Below are 16331 nucleotides of genomic sequence, written 5' to 3'. Positions count from 1 at the left end.
ACGGAAGCGGCCAATGACACGTCCCGTCCGGCTCGGCATGCTGACGCCGTCGTCGAATACCGCACTCGAGCCGATCACCTGCGCGATGCTGGCAGGCGTCGACGGCGTCTCGGCGCATTTCTCGCGCTTCAAGGTGACGGAGATCGCGCTGTCGGAGCAGGCGCTGCGCCAGTTCGACGCCAGCGAGATCTTGCGCGCAGCTGAATTGCTCGCCCATGCCAAGGTCGACGTGATCGCCTGGAACGGCACCTCGGCGAGCTGGCTCGGCTTCGATCGCGACGAGAGCCTTTGCGAGCAGATCACGGCGGCGACCGGGATCAAGGCCTGCACCACGGTGTTGGCCTATCGCGACCTGCTGCGGCGGATCGGGGCCAAACGGATCGGGCTGGTGACGCCGTATCGTGAGGACGTGCAGGAGCGGATCATCGCCAACTGGAATTCGGAAGGGCTCCATTGTTTTGCCGAGCGGCATCTCGCGCTGCAGGACAATTTCTCCTTTGCCGAGGTCAGCGAGGCCGAGGTCGCAGGGATGATCGAGGACGTCGTGCGCGAGGGCTGCGATGCCGCCGTCGTGCTCTGCACCAACATGCGCGGCGCGGGCGCGGCCGAACGGCTGGAGCGGCAATTTGCCGTGCCGGTGCTGGATTCGATTGCGGTGACGCTGTGGGCGTGCCTGGTCGCGGCCGGCTGCGATCCGTCGCGCGTGCACGGCTGGGGCAACCTGTTCACGAACCCCGATCTGCGCGCGGCTGCCGCGATCCAATCATGACAAAGAGGGCGAGCCGTGACTGAAGCCCGAGCGACCAGACGCAGCAAGGACCCCAAGCGCGCGATGACAGCGCTGCAACGGCGTCGTTTGCGCGTGCCCCGGGTCGGGCTGCACGAGCAGGCGGCTGCGCGGCTGCGCACCATGATCGTGCGCGGCGATCTGGCGCCCGGACAATCGCTGGGCGAGGCGGATCTGTCCGACGCGCTCGGCATTTCGCGCACCCCGCTGCGCGAGGCGCTGAAGCAATTGGCGAGCGAAGGCCTGATCGAGCTCAGGCTGAACCATAGCGCCGTGGTGGCGCCGTTCCGCCGCGCCGAGCTCACCGAATTGTTCGAGGCGGTCAGCGGCATCGAGCGCTGCGCCGCCGAGCTTGCCGCGCTCCGCATGGAGGATGCCGACTTCGAGCGGCTCGAGGCGCTGCAAGACAAGATCGAATGGCACCACGGCCGCGGCGAGCTGCGCGACTATTTTCAAGTTAACCAGCTGATCCACTCGGCGATCGTGGGCTTTGCGCGCAACGCGGTGCTGAAGGCGACGCATGAGGCGCTGCTGGCGCGGGCCGAGCGCGCGCGCTTCTTCGCGCTCTCGGTGCTCGGGCGCTGGGATGAATCGGTGCGCGAGCACCAGGACATTCTGGCCGCGCTCAAGCGCCGGGATGCAGCCCGTGCCGGTCAAATGCTGGCCCAGCATGTGCGCCGCACCGGCGAGATCGTCGCCGAGACGCTGGATGCCAGGACGCCGGATGCCGATGCGGATGACGCCGCGGCAGCGCAGCTGAACGCCACGCCGCGCGGTCGCAAGACGAGGAAAGTTGCGCCATGAAGATCCTGCTGCTCAATCCCAACACGACGGCTGATGTGACGGATCTGCTGCATGCCGCCGGCAGCAAGGTGGCGTCGTCCGGCACCGAACTGGTGCCAGCGACGGCGACGCGCGGCGTGCCCTATATTGCGACCCGCGCCGAGGCGCAGATCGGGGGCGCGATCGCACTCGAGATGCTGGCCGAGGCCGGCTCCGGCATCGATGCCGCCATCATCGCCGCGTTCGGCGATCCCGGCCTGTTCGGCGCGCGCGAGCTGTTCGCGTATCCCGTCGTGGGATTGGCCGAGGCCGCCATGCTGACCGCCTGCATGCTTGGGCGACGGTTTTCGATCGTGACCTTCGCCGGCGCGCTGGCGCCCTGGTACGAGGAATGCGTCGCGATGCACGGGCTGAGTTCGCGCTGCGCCGGCATCCGCACGCTCGACGGCAGCTTCCGGTCGATCTCGGAGGTGCAGGCCGAGAAGGAGGAGCTGTTGGTCGCGCTCGCCAACCGCGCGGTCGAGCAGGATGGCGCCGACATCGTCATCCTGTCCGGCGCGCCGCTCGCCGGGCTCGCCGCAAAAGTCCGCGACCGCATTCCGGTGCCGGTGGTCGATCCGGTCGCGGCGGCGGTGCGCCAGGCGGAGACGCTTGCCGTGCTCAAGCCGCGCAAGGCGGTCGCCGGCACTTTCCGCCGTCCCGATCCGAAGCCGACAAGCGGGCTCGCCGAGCCGCTTGCCGCCATCATCGAACATCGCTCACCGAAGCAGGAGACCCGCTGATGTCGTTCGACACCATCATCCGTGGCGGCACCGTCGTCACCGCTGCCGATACCTTTGCCTGCGACGTCGGGATCCGCGACGGCAAGATCACGGCGCTCGGCCACGATCTCGGCAGCGCGACCACGATCATCGACGCCACCGGCCGGCTGGTGCTGCCCGGCGGCATCGACAGCCACGTTCATTTCGCCCAGCCGTCGGGCGACGGCATCGTGATGGCCGACGGCTTTGCCTCCGGCACCCGCTCGGCGGCGTTCGGCGGCAACACCACCGTGCTGCCGTTCTGCCTGCAGGAGAAGGGCCAGACGCTGCGCGAGGCGCTCAAGCATTACCATTCGCTGGCCGAAGGCGAGTGCCATGTCGACGTCGCCTTCCATCTCATCGTCACCGATCCGACCGAGCATGTGCTGGGCCAGGAGCTGCCAGCGCTGGTCGAGGACGGCTACACATCGCTGAAGGTCTTCATGACCTATGAGGGGCTCGCGCTGTCGGACCGCGAACTGCTCGAGACCATGTCGGTCGCGCGCGAGACCGGCGCGATGCTGATGGTGCATGCGGAGAATTTCGACGCCATCCGTTTCCTCACCGATCGGTTGGAACGTGCCGGCAATACGGCGCCGCGCTTTCACGCGACCTCGCGGCCGATCCCGGTCGAGCGTGAGGCCACCCATCGCGCCATTTCGCTGTCGGAACTCGTCGACGTGCCGATCATGATCGTGCATGTCTCGAACCGCGAGGCGATGGAGGAGATCCGGCGCGCCCAGCAGCGCGGGCTCCGCGTGATGGGCGAGACCTGCCCGCAGTATCTGATGCTGACCGAGAAGGATCTCGATCAGCTCAACATGGAAGGCGCCAAATACGTCTGCTCGCCGCCGCCGCGCGACGTCGCCAGCCAGCAGGCGTGCTGGGAGGGGCTGCAACAGAAGGTGTTTTCGGTGTTCTCGTCGGACCATTGCCCGTTCCGCTACGACGACCCGCAGGGCAAGCTCGCGTCCAGGGGCCGCACCAGCTTCCGCTGGGTGCCGAACGGCATCCCTGGCGTCGCGACGCGGCTGCCGATCCTGTTCTCGGAGGGCGTTGTTAAGGGGCGCATCGACCTCAACAGCTTCGTTGCCTTCAGCGCCACCAACCACGCCAAGATCTACGGCCTCTATCCGCGCAAGGGCACCATCGCGGTCGGCTCCGATGCCGACATCGCGCTGTGGGACCCGAAGCGCAAGGTGACGATCCGCCACGAGCTGATCCATGACGGCTCCGACTACACGCCCTATGAAGGCCTCGAGGTGACGGGCTGGCCGGTGCTGACGATGGTGCGCGGCAAGGTGGTCGTCGACGACGGCACCCTGGTCGGCAGCAAGGAGCACGGCACGTACCTTGCGCGCGCCAAGCCGCCAATAGGGGCGACCATCCCGTAACCCGTGCAACAAGAAGGCAGGAGACCACCATGCCCTATGCGACAACAGATGACGGCGTACGGCTCTATTTCGAGGAAACCGGGTCGGGTCATCCGGTGATTTTGGTGCACGAATTCGCCGGCGACCTGCGCAGCTACGAGCCGCAGATGCGGCATTTCGGCAAGCGCTTCCGCACCATCGCCTACAATGCGCGCGGTTTCCCGCCGTCCGATGTGCCGGATCAGGTGTCGTCCTATTCGCAGGCGCGCGCCGCCGACGACATCCTGGCGGTGCTCGATCACATCGGCGCACCGAAGGCGCATATCGTCGGCCTGTCGATGGGCGGCTTCGCGACGCTGCATTTCGGGCTCCGTCACCCGGCGCGGGCGCTGTCGCTGTGCATCGGCGGCTGCGGCTACGGCGCCGAGCTCGACAAGCGCGAGACGTTCCGCGCCGAGGCCGACGTGATCGCCGGCATGATCCGCAAGGAGGGCATGCCGGCCTTCGCCGAACGCTATGCCTACGGGCCAACCCGCGTGCAGTATGAGAACAAGGATCCGCGCGGCCATTCCGAGTTCAAGCGCATGCTGGCCGAGCATTCGGCGGTGGGATCGGCCAACACCCAGCAGGGCGTGCAGAAGGAGCGGCCCTCGCTCTACACCCTGGTCGACGAGATGAAGCGCATCGATGTGCCGACCTTGATCATCACCGGCGACGAGGATTGGCCGTGCCTGCTGCCGGGCATCCTGATGAAGCAGAGCATCCCGTCGGCCGCGCTCGCGGTGATGCCGAACTGCGGCCACGCCATCAACATCGAGGAGCCCGACGAATACAACCGGATCGTCGGCAATTTCCTGGCCCAGGTCGAAAGCGGCCGCTGGCCGCAGCGTGATCCCCGCGCCGTCAGTGCGTCGATCACGGGAATGAAGGACTAGGGCAGGCTGTCACCGGTCCGTTCGCGCGCACGGCAATGATCCCGGACACGCAGGGGCGCGTTCGCGATCTCACGATCCGGGAGAAAGCCCAACATGCGCGAGCATGCCGCGACCGCGACGCGCGTATATGCAGATCGTGCCAGAGTGCGTACATCCCTGAAATACCGGAACGAGGACCGTTGCTGAGGAATTGATCCGAACACCCTTGCAAGGAGCTCGGACATGCGACCAACCAAAGCCTTCCTGGTGCTCAGCTTCGTCGCTGCTGCAGCAACGATGCTTCCCTATGACGTACAGGCTCGCCGCTTCGGTGGCGGAGCGGCTCACTTTCACGGCGGCGGAATGCGGCCTGGCTGGCATGGTGGCGGCACGCGATGGCATGCCGGCGGAGGTGCGCGCTGGCACGGAGGAGGCGCGCGCTGGGCCGGCGGCGGCCGTTATTACCGTGGCGGTGGTTACTATCGTGGCGGTGGTTATTATGGAGGAGGTTGGGGCGCTGCCGCAGCCGGCCTGGCAACGGGCGCGGCGATCGGCGCCGCAACGGCTTATAACTCCTGCTATCAGACCAGAACCGTGTGGAACGGCAGCGCATACGTTCAGCAAAGCGTGAGGGTCTGCTAGGTCATCCGGAATGTCTGCATTGCCGGACTAACTCTCCTTTCGCCAATTCGAGATCACGGGCGGCCGGACCAACCTGGTCCGGCTTGCGCTCGCGCTGCTGGGGCGACGAGATCGTCGCAGTGTCGCGTCGTCGTGCGCAACACACGTCGGCTACGGCCCCGCAAGCGCGTTCAGCGGCGCGTTCACCTGCCATGTCGGACTGTCGCCGGCGCAATATGCGCGGCAGCAGATCGACTCATGACGCACGCGACCGCGTCATCGAGATAGCGATCAATCCAACATCGTTCGCATCTGCTGCAACCGGCGCGGGAATCAAAACGCGCGATGATGAATCGTTGTGACGATGTGTTGCTCGCACAAAACTTACACAGGGCTGTCATCGGCGATGGATAACTTGTCGCACGTCGACGTCATAAATCTGTAAAATCAAGGGGCACTACGGTGAAAGCCAAATTTCTTTCGACGGTCGGAGTCTGTCTGGTCGCCGCTGCTGCGATTGCGTGCAGCGCCGCCGCTCAGGACGACAAGGATCACGATCATCGTCATCCGCACGACATCCACACGGCAACGCCGATCAAGCATCTTGTCGTGATCTTCAACGAGAACCGCTCGTTCGATCATTATTTCGCGACCTACCCGAACGCAGCCAATCCGACCGGCTCGATCCCATTCAATCCGAAGCCGCATACGCCGAAGGTGAACAACCTGGCCAACGCCAATCTGCTGACCAACAACCCGAACCTCAATCCGGCCAACGGCACCGGCGCGACCAATCCGTTCCGTCTCGACCGCACGCAGGCCAACACCAAGTCGCAGAACCACGCCTACACGCCCGAGCAGCAGGCGGTCGACAACGGCAAGGAAGACCTGTTTCCGGAATTCACCGGTCGCGGCACCGCGGGCGGCGTCGGCGCCTTCGGCACCAACGGGCAGGTGATGGGCTATTTCGACGGCAACACCGTCACCGCGTTCTGGAATTACGCCCAGAACTTCGCGATGAGCGACAATAGCTGGACCGACACCTTCGGTCCGTCGACGCCCGGCGCGATCGAGGTGGTTTCCGGCCAGACCAACGGTGCGCAGAACATCGTCGGCACGTCGTCGTCGATCGCCGACGGCCAGGGCGGGCTGACGCTGATCGGCGATACCGACCCTGCCTACGACTCCTGCTCGAGCACGACCAGCCAGGTCCTGATGACCAGCAAGAACATCGGCGATCTGCTCAACGCCGAGCAGATCAGCTGGGGCAGCTTCATGGGCGGCTTCGACCTGACGCTCAAGAACAGCAACGGCACCACCAATTGCGGCCGCAGCACGTTCTCGAGCAACGTCAACGGCACCATCGTGGACTACATTCCGCACCACGCCTGGTTCCAATACTACAAGTCGACCGCCAACCCGACCCATGCGCGTCCGAGCTCGGTGAATGCGATCGGCCACACCTACCTGCCCGGCAGCAAGACGGTCGATCCGGCCAATCATGCCTACGACCTCGAGGACTTCTACGCTTCGGTGAAGGCCGGCAACTTCCCGGCCGTGTCCTACATCAAGATGCCGGCCTATCAGGACGGTCATCCCGGCAACTCCGATCCGCTCGACGAGCAGGCGGGCAATGTCGAGCTGATCAACTTCCTGCAGAAGCAGAAGGAGTGGGGCGAGACCGCCGTCATCGTCACCTATGACGACTCCGACGGCTGGTACGACCACCAGTACCTCGCACCGATCACCGCCTCGTATGATCCCACCGCTGACCAGGTCAACGGTCCCGGCCAGTGCGGCCGCGGCATCGGCAAGCAGACGCAGCCGAAGGGCCTCGAAGGCAAGCCGGTGAACGGCCGCTGCGGTCCCGGCACGCGCACGCCGTTCCTGGTGATCTCGCCCTTCGCGAAGCGGAACTACGTCAGCCACACGATGATTTCGCAGGCCTCCGTGGTGCGCTTCATCGAGGACAACTGGCTGCACGGCCAGCGTCTCGGCGGCGGCTCGTTCGACGAGAAGGTCGAATCGATCGCTGACATGTTCGACTTCGAACGCGGCCATGGTCAGGACCACGAGTACCGTCAGGACACGCTGTTCCTCGATCCGACCGCCGGCACGGTGATTGTCAGCCCGCCGGACGAGCATCACCACCACTAACGCTCTGGGATCACTGGACGTCATATGATCCGCCGCACTCTGTGGCTTCTCGGCGCCGGCCTGCTCTGCATGGCCGGCGCCGTTGCGGCAGTCGAAACGCAGCAGCTTCCGGATGTAAGGCAGCTTCCGGGAACCAATCCGAACCCGGTGCATCTCAGGCGTCCGCCTGTCGCTCCGCTGTCCGCGATGGCCCAGCTCGGCCAGAAGATCTTCTTCGATGCGTCGCTGTCGTCGTCGGGCGCATTGTCATGCGCATCCTGTCACAGTCCGGACCACGCCTATGGCCCGCCCAATGACGGGCCGGTGATGCTCGGCGGGCGCACGCAGTCCCGGCAAGGGACGCGCGCCGTACCTGGCCTGACCTATCTCGAGCGGCAGCCGAATTTCAGCATCGGGCCCGAGAAGGACGAGGACGACAACGTCGTCGACTTCGCGCAACTGGCCGCGGCAGGCCAGCAGGCGGTGCGGGCGAAGAAGGTCGCGACCGGCACGGCCGCGTCCGCGGTCAACATCGTGCCGCAGGGCGGCCTGTTCTGGGACGGCCGCGCCGATACGCTGCAGGACCAGGCGATCTTCCCGCTGCTCGATCCCAATGAGATGGATGGCGGTAGCATCGAGGTGGTGGCGCAGAAGCTGCGCCAGGCGAGCTATGCCCCGCGCTTTGCCGAACTGTTCGGCGCTGGTGTCTTCGACAATACGCGGCTGCTGGTCGCGGAAGCGATGTTCGCGGTCGCGCGCTATCAGGTGGAGGAGCCGAGCTTCCATCCCTACAACAGCAAGTTCGACTACTGGCTGGAGGGCAGGGCGCGGCTGAACGAGAGCGAGTTGCGCGGCCTGCAATTGTTCAATGATCCGGAGAAGGCCAATTGCGGCGGTTGTCATACCTCGCAGCCGACCCGCGACGGCCTGCCGCCACTGTTCACCGACCATCAGTATGAGGCGCTCGGTGCGCCGCGCAACACCGCGCTCGCCGGCAACGGCGATCCCGATCATTTCGATCTCGGGGTCTGTGGGCCGTATCGCACCGACATTGCCGAGCAGACGCAATATTGCGGGATGTTTCTGACACCGACCTTGCGCAACACGGCCACACGCCGCGTGTTCTTCCACAACGGCGTCTTCACCAGCCTCGAGCAGGTGCTCGATTTCTATAATTTCCGCGATACCAATCCGGAGAAGGTGTTCCCGCGTGCCGCCGACGGAACGGTGCGGAAATACGACGACCTGCCGGAAAGGTATCACGGCAATGTCGACGTCGCCGATCCGCCCTTCGAGCGCCATCGGGGCGACACGCCGGCGATGACGGCGCAGGACAAGGCCGACATCATCGCGTTCCTGAAGACGCTGACCGACGGTTACCAGCCGGAGCGGTGAGCCGTCGCGGCGGCCCATCGCGGAACCGATAGGTGAGTTGGCAGGTCCTCGTCATGCGCGCATAATGGACGCATGAATGTCGTCGAAGGCAACGGCGCCAAGATCCCCGCGATCGGGCTCGGGACATGGGAGTTGCGCGGGCGGACCTGCGCGCGCATCGTCGAGCAGGCGTTGCGGCTCGGTTACCGGCACATCGACACCGCCCAGATCTACGACAATGAGCGCGAGGTCGGCGAGGGGCTGCGCGCCTCCGGCATCAAGCGTGACGACGTGTTCGTCACCACCAAGGTCTGGACCACGCATTTCATGGCGAAGGATCTCGAACGGTCCGCCAAGGAAAGCCTGGCACGGCTCCGTCTCACCGAGGTCGATCTGCTGCTGCTGCACTGGCCCAATCCGCAGGTGCCGCTGGCCGAGACGCTCGGCGCGCTGGCGCGCGTCAGGCAAGCCGGCCTGGCGCGGCACATCGGCGTCTCGAACTTCAACGTGGCACTGATCGAGGAGGCGGTGGCGGAATGCCCCGAACCGCTCGCCTGCGACCAGGTCGAGTACCATCCTTATCTGGACCAGACCGATGTGATCGCGGCCTGCGCGCGCCATGGCATGGCGTTCGTCGCCTACAGCCCGATCGCGAAAGGGCGGGTCAAGAACGACCGCGCGCTGGCGCGGATCGGCGACCGCTATCGCAAGACGGCTGCCCAAATCTGCCTGCGCTGGCTGGTGCAACAGAACGTCTCCGCGATCCCGCGCACCTCGAAGCTCGAGCGGCTCCAGGAAAACATCGATATCTTCGATTTCGAGCTGTCGGATGAGGACATGCGCGAGATTTCGGCGCTCGGCAGCGCCGGGGCGCGATGATCGGCCCGGTGGCGCATCGGGGCGTCGCCTAAGGGGCAAGTCCAGGAAAAATGGCTGGGCGCCGATCCGGATCATGCTATTGCCCGCTGGCCGGTTGCGGCCTTGGCCCGAATGGGGATTGAGGCAGGCGGGTTCCGGCCGGTATTATTGCCGGCGGGGGAGACATCACTGATGTGATCGGGTGGGATGAAGTTTCGGCCAAACGCGGATCTGCTGGCATCGGTGTTCGTGCACCTGATGCTGCTCGCGCTGATTTTCCTTTATTCGGAGGTGCATCAGTTCGATCCCGTCGCCGCTGACACGGTGCCGGTCGAGATTGTGACGCCGCAGGAGGTCGCCAAGTCGGAGGTAACGCCCGACCCGGCGCCGAGTCCGTCGCCGACCCCCGAACTGCAATTGCCGTCGCTCGACAAGCCGGTGGACTCAGCCAAGCCCGAACCGTCAGCGCAGGCGCCCGCGCCAGAGAAGCAGCAGGCGGCACCACAGCCGGCACAGAAGCAGGCGACGCCGCCGGCGCCCAAGCCCAGCCCAACACCCCAACAGGCCGCGGCCGCGCAGCCGGCGGCTCAGACGCCGCCGATGCCCCAGCCGATGCCGCAGCAACAGGCACAGGCGGCGGCGCCTGCCTATACACAGCCGGAGCCTGACCTGTCGGTCAAATACAATGTCATGCTTGGCCTGCCGCCGGACATCTCCGTGAAGCCGCCCGCCGACGCGCCGTCCGGTCCCGGTCCCGGCAAGGACAATTTCGACGCCGCGGCCACCGAACAGGCCGACGTCGGCTCCAGCGTGGCGGCCGAATTCCGCCGCCATCTGAAGACCTGCCTGAAGCTGCCGCCGACGGTGAGCACGAGCGATGACGTCAAGATCAAGCTCAGGGTGTTCATGAAGCCCGACGGCAAGCTCGCTTCATCGCCCCAGCTGATCGAAGCCACTGCATCCGAAAAGGGGCCGCTGCTGCTCAAGAGCGCCACCGAAGCGCTGCAGGCCTGCCAGCCCTATGCGATGCTGCCGCGGGATCGTTACGGCGAATGGAAGGTGCTCGACCTCGACTTCAGCCCTCGCGATTTCGCGTCGTGAGGCGTGGCAAACGTCAACTTCCCATTGCCTGCCAGGCGTTCGAGGCGAACTGCCGGCGCCAGATCACGATCACGACCGCGGCTGTCGTGGCGAACAGCACCCAGGGGCTGACGAACCAGCCGAGATAGCCGAGCGCAAAGAAGAACGCGCGCTGGCCGCGGTTGAAGTGCCGGCCCGCGGTCTCGAACAGGCGGGTGGTGCGGATCACATGGGCTTCCGCCTCGGGCGTATCGCGCTGGCCGGCCGGCGGCATCGCGCCGAACAGGATCGCGACATAGTTGAACAGGCGATAGGCCCAGGCGAATTTGAAGAAGGTGTAGATGAAAATCAGGATCAGCCCGATGCACTTGACCTCCCACAGCGCGGGCGAGGGCGTCAGGTTGACCGGTAGCGCACCGAGCACGGCGAGCGCGTCATTGGTCGCGCGCAACAGCGCCAGCGCACCGCCGATCGCGATCAGGCTGGTGGAGGCGAAGAACGCGGTGCCGTTCTGCAAGCTCGCCATGATCTGCATGTCGACCATCCGCGCATCGCGGTGGAGCAGGTTCCTGACCCAGATCTCGCGATAGACATGCATCCGCGCCGACAGGCTGTCGCGGCCGTAGGCCGTGTGCTCCAGCGTGATGGCGTAGATCAGCCATTCCAGCGCGAAGAAGCTGACGGCTAGGATGTCGACCCAATAGCCGGTCATGGTGCCTTCCTTCGTGAATGCGCGGCTGCTGGTCCGCGCCGCATCCTGCGTCATGTACAGGTTGAACGCGTGCAATGCACTATGGCAAACTGGCGTGGCAACAGGATTCCCCGACCAATGCTCAAGCTCGTCATCGGCAACAAGAACTATTCGTCATGGTCGATGCGGCCGTGGCTGGCGCTGCGTGCCAACGACATCCCGTTCGAAGAGGTCTTCATTCCGCTCTATACGGACCAGGCCGACAAGGACCGCATCCTCGCCTTCAGCAAGGCCGGCAAGGTGCCGACGCTGATCGACGGCGACGTCACCGTGTGGGACTCGCTTGCGATCATCGAATATCTCGCCGAGAAATTTCCCGAGGCGAAGCTGTGGCCGTCGGATCGTGCCGCGCGCGCACACGCCCGCGCGATCTCGGCGGAGATGCACTCTGGCTTCGTGCCGCTGCGCAGCGAATGCGGCATGAACCTGCACCGGCCGATCCGCGCCATCGCGCTGTCGGACGATGCGCGGGCCAATGTCGCGCGCATCGAGGAGATCTGGGCCGCCTGCTACGCGCGTTACGGCAAGCAGGGGCCGTTCCTGTTCGGGACATTCTCCGCGGCGGACGCGATGTATGCCCCGGTGGTGCATCGATTCCGCACCTACGCGATCCCGGTGAAGCCCGAGGCGAAGCATTATTTCGATGCCATGATGGGGCTGCCGGCATTTCAGGAATGGACCCGGGACGGCGTCGCCGAGACGCTGCGGATCGAGCGGTTCGAGGACGTCTGACCGAGCTTCTTGTTTTGACGCGTTTTCTTCACGTGAACCGGTGTCCGCTTCGCTCGAAAACACTTCTTGCACTTCCGAACTGTGACAGCAGCCGCAAAGATCGCAGCTTGACGCCGCGGGGCCGAAGGCGTCGAATCCGAACGGCTGGTTTTGCAAGTCGTGAAAGGACTTACACCATGGGCATTCTCGATTCCCTGGAGAATTCGCCGGAGCTGAAAGGCATGCTTGGGCAGCTCGGGGCGGCGGTGATCCCCGTCGTGCTCGGCGAGGTGATGGGCAATGGCGGGCAGGGCGGCCTGTCCGCGATCGTCGCCAAGCTCGAGCAGGCAGGGCTCGGCGAGCAGGTCAAATCCTGGATCGGCACCGGCCAGAACCTGCCGATCACGGCCGACCAGCTCCAGCAGGTACTGGGCAGCGACACGGTCAAGCAGCTCGCCGCCAGGTTCAACATTCCGGTGGACCAGCTGTCCCAGGTGCTCGCCCAGCAACTTCCGGGTGCGGTCGATAGCGCGAGCCCGAACGGCAAGCTGCCGCATACCGCCTGAGCGCATGGAACCGGGTTCCGGAGGAGCCTGGCGGGCATTTTCCAGTTGGCACGCAAATTGCTGCCTATCGCCCTGAAAAACCTGCAAAAATCGCACCTTCGCCATGCCCCAATCCTGCTGGATTTGGGGCAGGGCGATGTGCTAGCTTGCCGCAGGGTTCTCAAAATGCCGGCTTGAGCTATCGGGACTGTCAGCTCAGCCAGCAATCTCTAAGAAAATGGAGAGGGCGTTGAAGCACAAGTACTCGATTGGCGAGACCGTCTATTTCACGGCCAGCAACGTGGCGCGCCCCGCCGCGAGCGGCACCTATCAAGTGATCCGCCTGCTGCCGACCGAAGGTGACGACTGCCAGTATCGCATCAAGAGCTCGACCGAAGCTTTCGAACGGGTGGCCAAGGAGAGTCAGCTGGCGCTGACCTGAACGAGTTATGCGCAAGCCGGTGGCTGGAGCGGGTTCCGCACCGCCGCCGTCAAAAGGCCCTGTTCGCAGAACCATTGTGCTGAAGGTTGGACGCCGGGGTGGCGGCGTTCGCCGCCGCCGATTGTGCTTACGCTGCGTTGAGGGACATCGCGCATGAACTGGGCTTCCTCGCTGGATCAGATCTGGCGCTCACCGACCTTCCCGATGTGGCTGACCTTGGCCGCGGCGGGGTTCTTTGGGATCGTCGTTCTGGTCACGCTGCTGCGTGCGGAAAAATCCGTCGCCAACGGCGCACTGACCGTCATCACGCTGTTGTCGATCGCGGTTGCGGTCGCTGCGACGATCCGCGGCTTTGGGCCGGCCGGGCAGGCGGCGCCGGCCGAAACGCGCACGGCGCAATCGACCGGCCAGTCGGCGCCGGCGCTGGCCTGCGTCGATGACCTCGCCGGAGATGCCGTTCTCAACGCCTGCGAGAAGGTGCTGTTCGGTTCATCTGATACCGCAGCAGCCGCGGTCAGCTATGCGGCGGCGCAGATCTCGCGCCTGACCGCGCTCGGCGACCTCGCGACCGCGGAGCGCAATTCGACCACCGAGGTGCAGGCGCTGCGCCGCGCCATCGAGCATGACCGCTACGGCCTGATGGCCTATGCGCTGATGGCGCGCGATCACTGCACGCCGACCGCGTGCCCGGCGTTCCGCTCGCTCGGCGACAACCATCAGATCATCGCCAACATGAACGAGCGGACCTACGAGAACCTGATCACGCGCTACGCAGCGTCGTGGAATGCGCCGGCCGGCGCTGCCCAGCCGTCGGCCGTCGGTCTGGTTGCAGGGCTGCCGCCGTCGATGCCGACCGGCAAGCCGACCAATGCGGAGTTTCCGAGTTCAGCGAACACGCCGCCGGTCAGCATCATGACGCCCGAACCGGCGAAGCCGGCCGCAGCGGCGCCGCCGCCCGCGCGCGCTGCCGCGCCCGCCGCGGCGCCGAAACGGGCTCCTGCCGCGAAACGTCCGGTCCAGATCGCGCCGGCCCCCGCGCCGGCTGCGGCGCCGCCGCCTGCCGCGAGTGCACCGGCGGCCGCGAACCAGGAATGAGCGCGATGACGGCGGCGTGAGCCGTCGTCATCGCACCCGTTCCGCGCGGTAATCCCGATATCCACTGCCGCTTTCATCGCTCCCTTTTCAAAGCCCGCGCCGGCCGCTACATCCGCGGTATGCCGCTTCATCTCATCAAGCTCGCCGTCGGTTGCGACTCCGTCAAGGAACTCAAGGGCTGGGTCGCCGAACGGATGGCGACCGCGAAGAAAAAGGGCCTGCCGCTCCGCCACGTCCACATCACGCGGATGACGCCGAAGCGCGACGAGGAGATCCTTGCCGGCGGCTCGCTGTATTGGGTGATCCGTGGCGAGATCGCCGCGCGCGAGAAGATCGTCGCGATCGAACCGTTCCGCGACAAGGACGGCATCGGGCGCTGCCGCATCGTGATGCAGCCCAAGGTGATCGCCGTCTCGCCGCGCCCGATGCGGCCGTTCCAGGGCTGGCGCTACCTGACCGCGGATTCCGCGCCGGCCGATCTCACCAAATCGAGCGCGGCCAGCGTCGCGTCGATGCCCGAGCCGATGCGCCGCGAGTTGCGCGACCTCGGATTGCTGTGAGCAATCGGACTGCCGCGATCGATCGCGCGGCCGTTGCCGCCGATCACTGGGTGACGAGATGCAGCCGGCCCCATTCGGACGCCGGGATCTCGACATAGCGGCCGCCCGCCTTGTTGACGGTGACGTCGAGCAGCTCGTGGTCGATCCCCATCTCGCCGAGATAGCGGCGGAACTGATCGGTGAAGATCGAGGTCAGGCTGTCGCGGTGCTCGGTCGAGACGTTGGGCGCGAGCCGGTTGTAGATCTCCATGCTGGCGGTCAGGACGACGCGATTGCCGGGCGGCAGGCTGCGTTGGACACCGCCCGCCAGCATCAGCACACAGGCAAGCTCGCAGGGAACATCGGAGGGCTTTTCCTTCGCGTCCAGCGGGCCCGATCGCCTCTGAAGGCCGCGATCATCCGTGCGTCACGGGCGCGGCGCAAGCACGACCCGGCCGCATGGATGAGGCCGGGCCCTCATTACCCGCTCGCATCGCATCTGCGCATGAACGGCATCACACTTTCCGGATGCCGCTCAGACCGCGATGTTATCGATCAGCCGCGTGGTGCCGATCCGTGCCGCCACCAGCATTCGCATCGGGCCGTCCTTGGGCGAGCCGATCGGCGCCAGGGAGGCGGCGTGGCGAACCTCGAGATAGTCGAGCACGAAGCCGGCCTTGGTGATGTCAGCGGCGCCCGCGGCCATGACGGTTGCGGTGTCCTCGCCGGCACGCAGGCGGCCGGCCGCTTCCTTCATCACGCGGTTGAGTTCGGGGGCGGCGCGCCGTTCCTCAGGCGAGAGGTAGACGTTGCGCGAGGACATCGCGAGGCCATCGCGTTCGCGCACCGTCCTGGATCCGATCACCTTGACGCCGAGGTCGAGGTCCGCGGCCATCTGGGTCACGACCCGGAGCTGCTGAAAGTCCTTTTCGCCGAAGATCGCGACATCGGGCCGGACCTGCGTGAACAGCTTGCCGACTACGGTGGCGACGCCGCCGAAGAAATGCGGCCGGAAGCGATCCTCGAGCCCGGCGGTGGCCGGCCCTTCCGGCACGATCCGGGTGGCGAAGCCGTCCGGATACATCGCCTTCACCTCGGGGTGCCAGACCAGGTCGACGCCTTCGGCGGCGAGCTTGGCGATGTCGGCCTTCCAGGTGCGCGGATACGAACCGAAATCTTCGGTCGGTGCAAACTGAGTCGGGTTGACGAAGATCGAGACGACGACCCGCTTCGCCCGGCGCTTGGCGAGCCGCACCAGCGACACATGGCCGTCATGGAGGGCACCCATGGTCGGGACCAGCGCGATGGTCGCCTTCTTGGCGCGCAAGGTGTCGACGGCGCGACGAAGGGCAGGGACGGTGCGGACGACGGCGGGATTTCTCGGCATCTGGTCTTTGATCTCTTGGTGCGGATTTTCGGCTGAGGCGAGTTGGTGAAGTGGTTCGGGCGAGGTGACTGGCATTCGGCGGGTCGTCCGAGCTTACCAAGACTGAAGCGCGGTCGGCAAACTGCTGCGACGGTA

The 16331-nt window shown here is 65.7% G+C and carries 18 protein-coding genes; 15 read left to right on the top strand and 3 right to left on the bottom strand.

Translation table 11 applies throughout. From position 1 onward, the window contains the following. Window positions 1-13 precede the first annotated feature (13 nt). The 10 genes from ACVILL_RS35225 to ACVILL_RS35180 all read left to right on the top strand — a co-directional run bounded on the left by ACVILL_RS35225 (window position 14) and on the right by ACVILL_RS35180 (window position 10747). A complete protein-coding gene (locus tag ACVILL_RS35225; protein ID WP_456733249.1) occupies window positions 14-769 on the top strand; it encodes a maleate cis-trans isomerase family protein in 756 nt (251 codons plus the stop codon). A gap of 15 nt (window positions 770-784) precedes the next feature. After that, window positions 785-1591: a GntR family transcriptional regulator gene (locus ACVILL_RS35220; RefSeq protein ID WP_456733248.1), complete on the top strand. Its 807-nt coding sequence runs from the start codon at window positions 785-787 to the stop codon at window positions 1589-1591. Next, the gene (locus tag ACVILL_RS35215; protein WP_456733247.1) at window positions 1588-2352 is read left to right on the top strand and encodes an aspartate/glutamate racemase family protein; all 765 of its coding nucleotides are present in this window, start codon (window positions 1588-1590) and stop codon (window positions 2350-2352) included. Before ACVILL_RS35220 ends, ACVILL_RS35215 begins: the two co-directional genes overlap by 4 nt. Beyond that, entirely contained in the window at window positions 2352-3764 is a 1413-nt protein-coding gene (hydA, locus tag ACVILL_RS35210; protein ID WP_456733246.1) for a dihydropyrimidinase, read from the top strand. The genes ACVILL_RS35215 and hydA overlap by 1 nt, the downstream gene beginning before the upstream one ends. A gap of 29 nt (window positions 3765-3793) precedes the next feature. Next, on the top strand, window positions 3794-4678 hold the full coding sequence (locus tag ACVILL_RS35205; protein ID WP_456733245.1) for an alpha/beta fold hydrolase: 885 nt from the start codon (window positions 3794-3796) through the stop codon (window positions 4676-4678). A 222-nt stretch (window positions 4679-4900) separates the two neighbouring features. Further along, window positions 4901-5299 (top strand): hypothetical protein, encoded by a 399-nt coding sequence (locus ACVILL_RS35200; RefSeq protein WP_456733244.1) that lies wholly within the window; start codon window positions 4901-4903, stop codon window positions 5297-5299. Between the two features lie 441 nt (window positions 5300-5740). Then, on the top strand, window positions 5741-7435 hold the full coding sequence (locus ACVILL_RS35195) for a phospholipase C (RefSeq protein ID WP_456733243.1): 1695 nt from the start codon (window positions 5741-5743) through the stop codon (window positions 7433-7435). Window positions 7436-7459: 24 nt separating this feature from the next. After that, a complete protein-coding gene (locus tag ACVILL_RS35190; protein WP_456733242.1) occupies window positions 7460-8809 on the top strand; it encodes a cytochrome-c peroxidase in 1350 nt (449 codons plus the stop codon). A gap of 72 nt (window positions 8810-8881) precedes the next feature. Then, entirely contained in the window at window positions 8882-9667 is a 786-nt protein-coding gene (locus ACVILL_RS35185; protein ID WP_456733241.1) for an aldo/keto reductase, read from the top strand. 186 nt (window positions 9668-9853) lie between these two features. After that, window positions 9854-10747, top strand: coding sequence for a hypothetical protein (locus ACVILL_RS35180; RefSeq protein WP_456733240.1), 894 nt, complete (start codon window positions 9854-9856; stop codon window positions 10745-10747). Window positions 10748-10760: 13 nt separating this feature from the next. Here the strand turns inward: ACVILL_RS35180 and ACVILL_RS35175 are convergent, their stop codons facing one another. Further along, window positions 10761-11438: a DUF599 domain-containing protein gene (locus ACVILL_RS35175; protein ID WP_456734437.1), complete on the bottom strand. Its 678-nt coding sequence runs from the start codon at window positions 11436-11438 to the stop codon at window positions 10761-10763. Window positions 11439-11555: 117 nt separating this feature from the next. Here ACVILL_RS35175 and ACVILL_RS35170 point away from each other — a divergent pair, with 117 nt between their 5' ends. The 5 genes from ACVILL_RS35170 to ACVILL_RS35150 all read left to right on the top strand — a co-directional run bounded on the left by ACVILL_RS35170 (window position 11556) and on the right by ACVILL_RS35150 (window position 14830). Further along, window positions 11556-12209: a glutathione S-transferase family protein gene (locus ACVILL_RS35170; RefSeq protein WP_456733239.1), complete on the top strand. Its 654-nt coding sequence runs from the start codon at window positions 11556-11558 to the stop codon at window positions 12207-12209. A 176-nt stretch (window positions 12210-12385) separates the two neighbouring features. After that, window positions 12386-12754, top strand: coding sequence for a YidB family protein (locus ACVILL_RS35165; protein WP_456733238.1), 369 nt, complete (start codon window positions 12386-12388; stop codon window positions 12752-12754). A 217-nt stretch (window positions 12755-12971) separates the two neighbouring features. Further along, window positions 12972-13175: a hypothetical protein gene (locus ACVILL_RS35160; protein ID WP_456733237.1), complete on the top strand. Its 204-nt coding sequence runs from the start codon at window positions 12972-12974 to the stop codon at window positions 13173-13175. 153 nt (window positions 13176-13328) lie between these two features. Continuing rightward, window positions 13329-14270 carry a hypothetical protein gene (locus ACVILL_RS35155; RefSeq protein ID WP_456733236.1) on the top strand — a complete coding sequence of 314 codons (942 nt, stop codon included), beginning with the start codon at window positions 13329-13331 and terminating at the stop codon, window positions 14268-14270. A 119-nt stretch (window positions 14271-14389) separates the two neighbouring features. Beyond that, on the top strand, window positions 14390-14830 hold the full coding sequence (locus tag ACVILL_RS35150) for a DUF1489 family protein (RefSeq protein ID WP_456733235.1): 441 nt from the start codon (window positions 14390-14392) through the stop codon (window positions 14828-14830). 43 nt (window positions 14831-14873) lie between these two features. Here ACVILL_RS35150 and ACVILL_RS35145 read toward each other — a convergent pair whose 3' ends face one another. Beyond that, on the bottom strand, window positions 14874-15149 hold the full coding sequence (locus ACVILL_RS35145; RefSeq protein ID WP_456733234.1) for a hypothetical protein: 276 nt from the start codon (window positions 15147-15149) through the stop codon (window positions 14874-14876). 195 nt (window positions 15150-15344) lie between these two features. Beyond that, window positions 15345-16196, bottom strand: a complete 852-nt coding sequence (panC, locus tag ACVILL_RS35140; RefSeq protein ID WP_456733233.1) for a pantoate--beta-alanine ligase — start codon at window positions 16194-16196, stop codon at window positions 15345-15347. Between the last annotated feature and the right edge of the window lie 135 nt (window positions 16197-16331).

It is taken from the genome of Bradyrhizobium sp. USDA 3364 (genome assembly GCF_054056355.1).
Note: the sequence above shows the minus strand (reverse complement) of the source record. Positions and strands in the feature narration are given on the sequence as shown.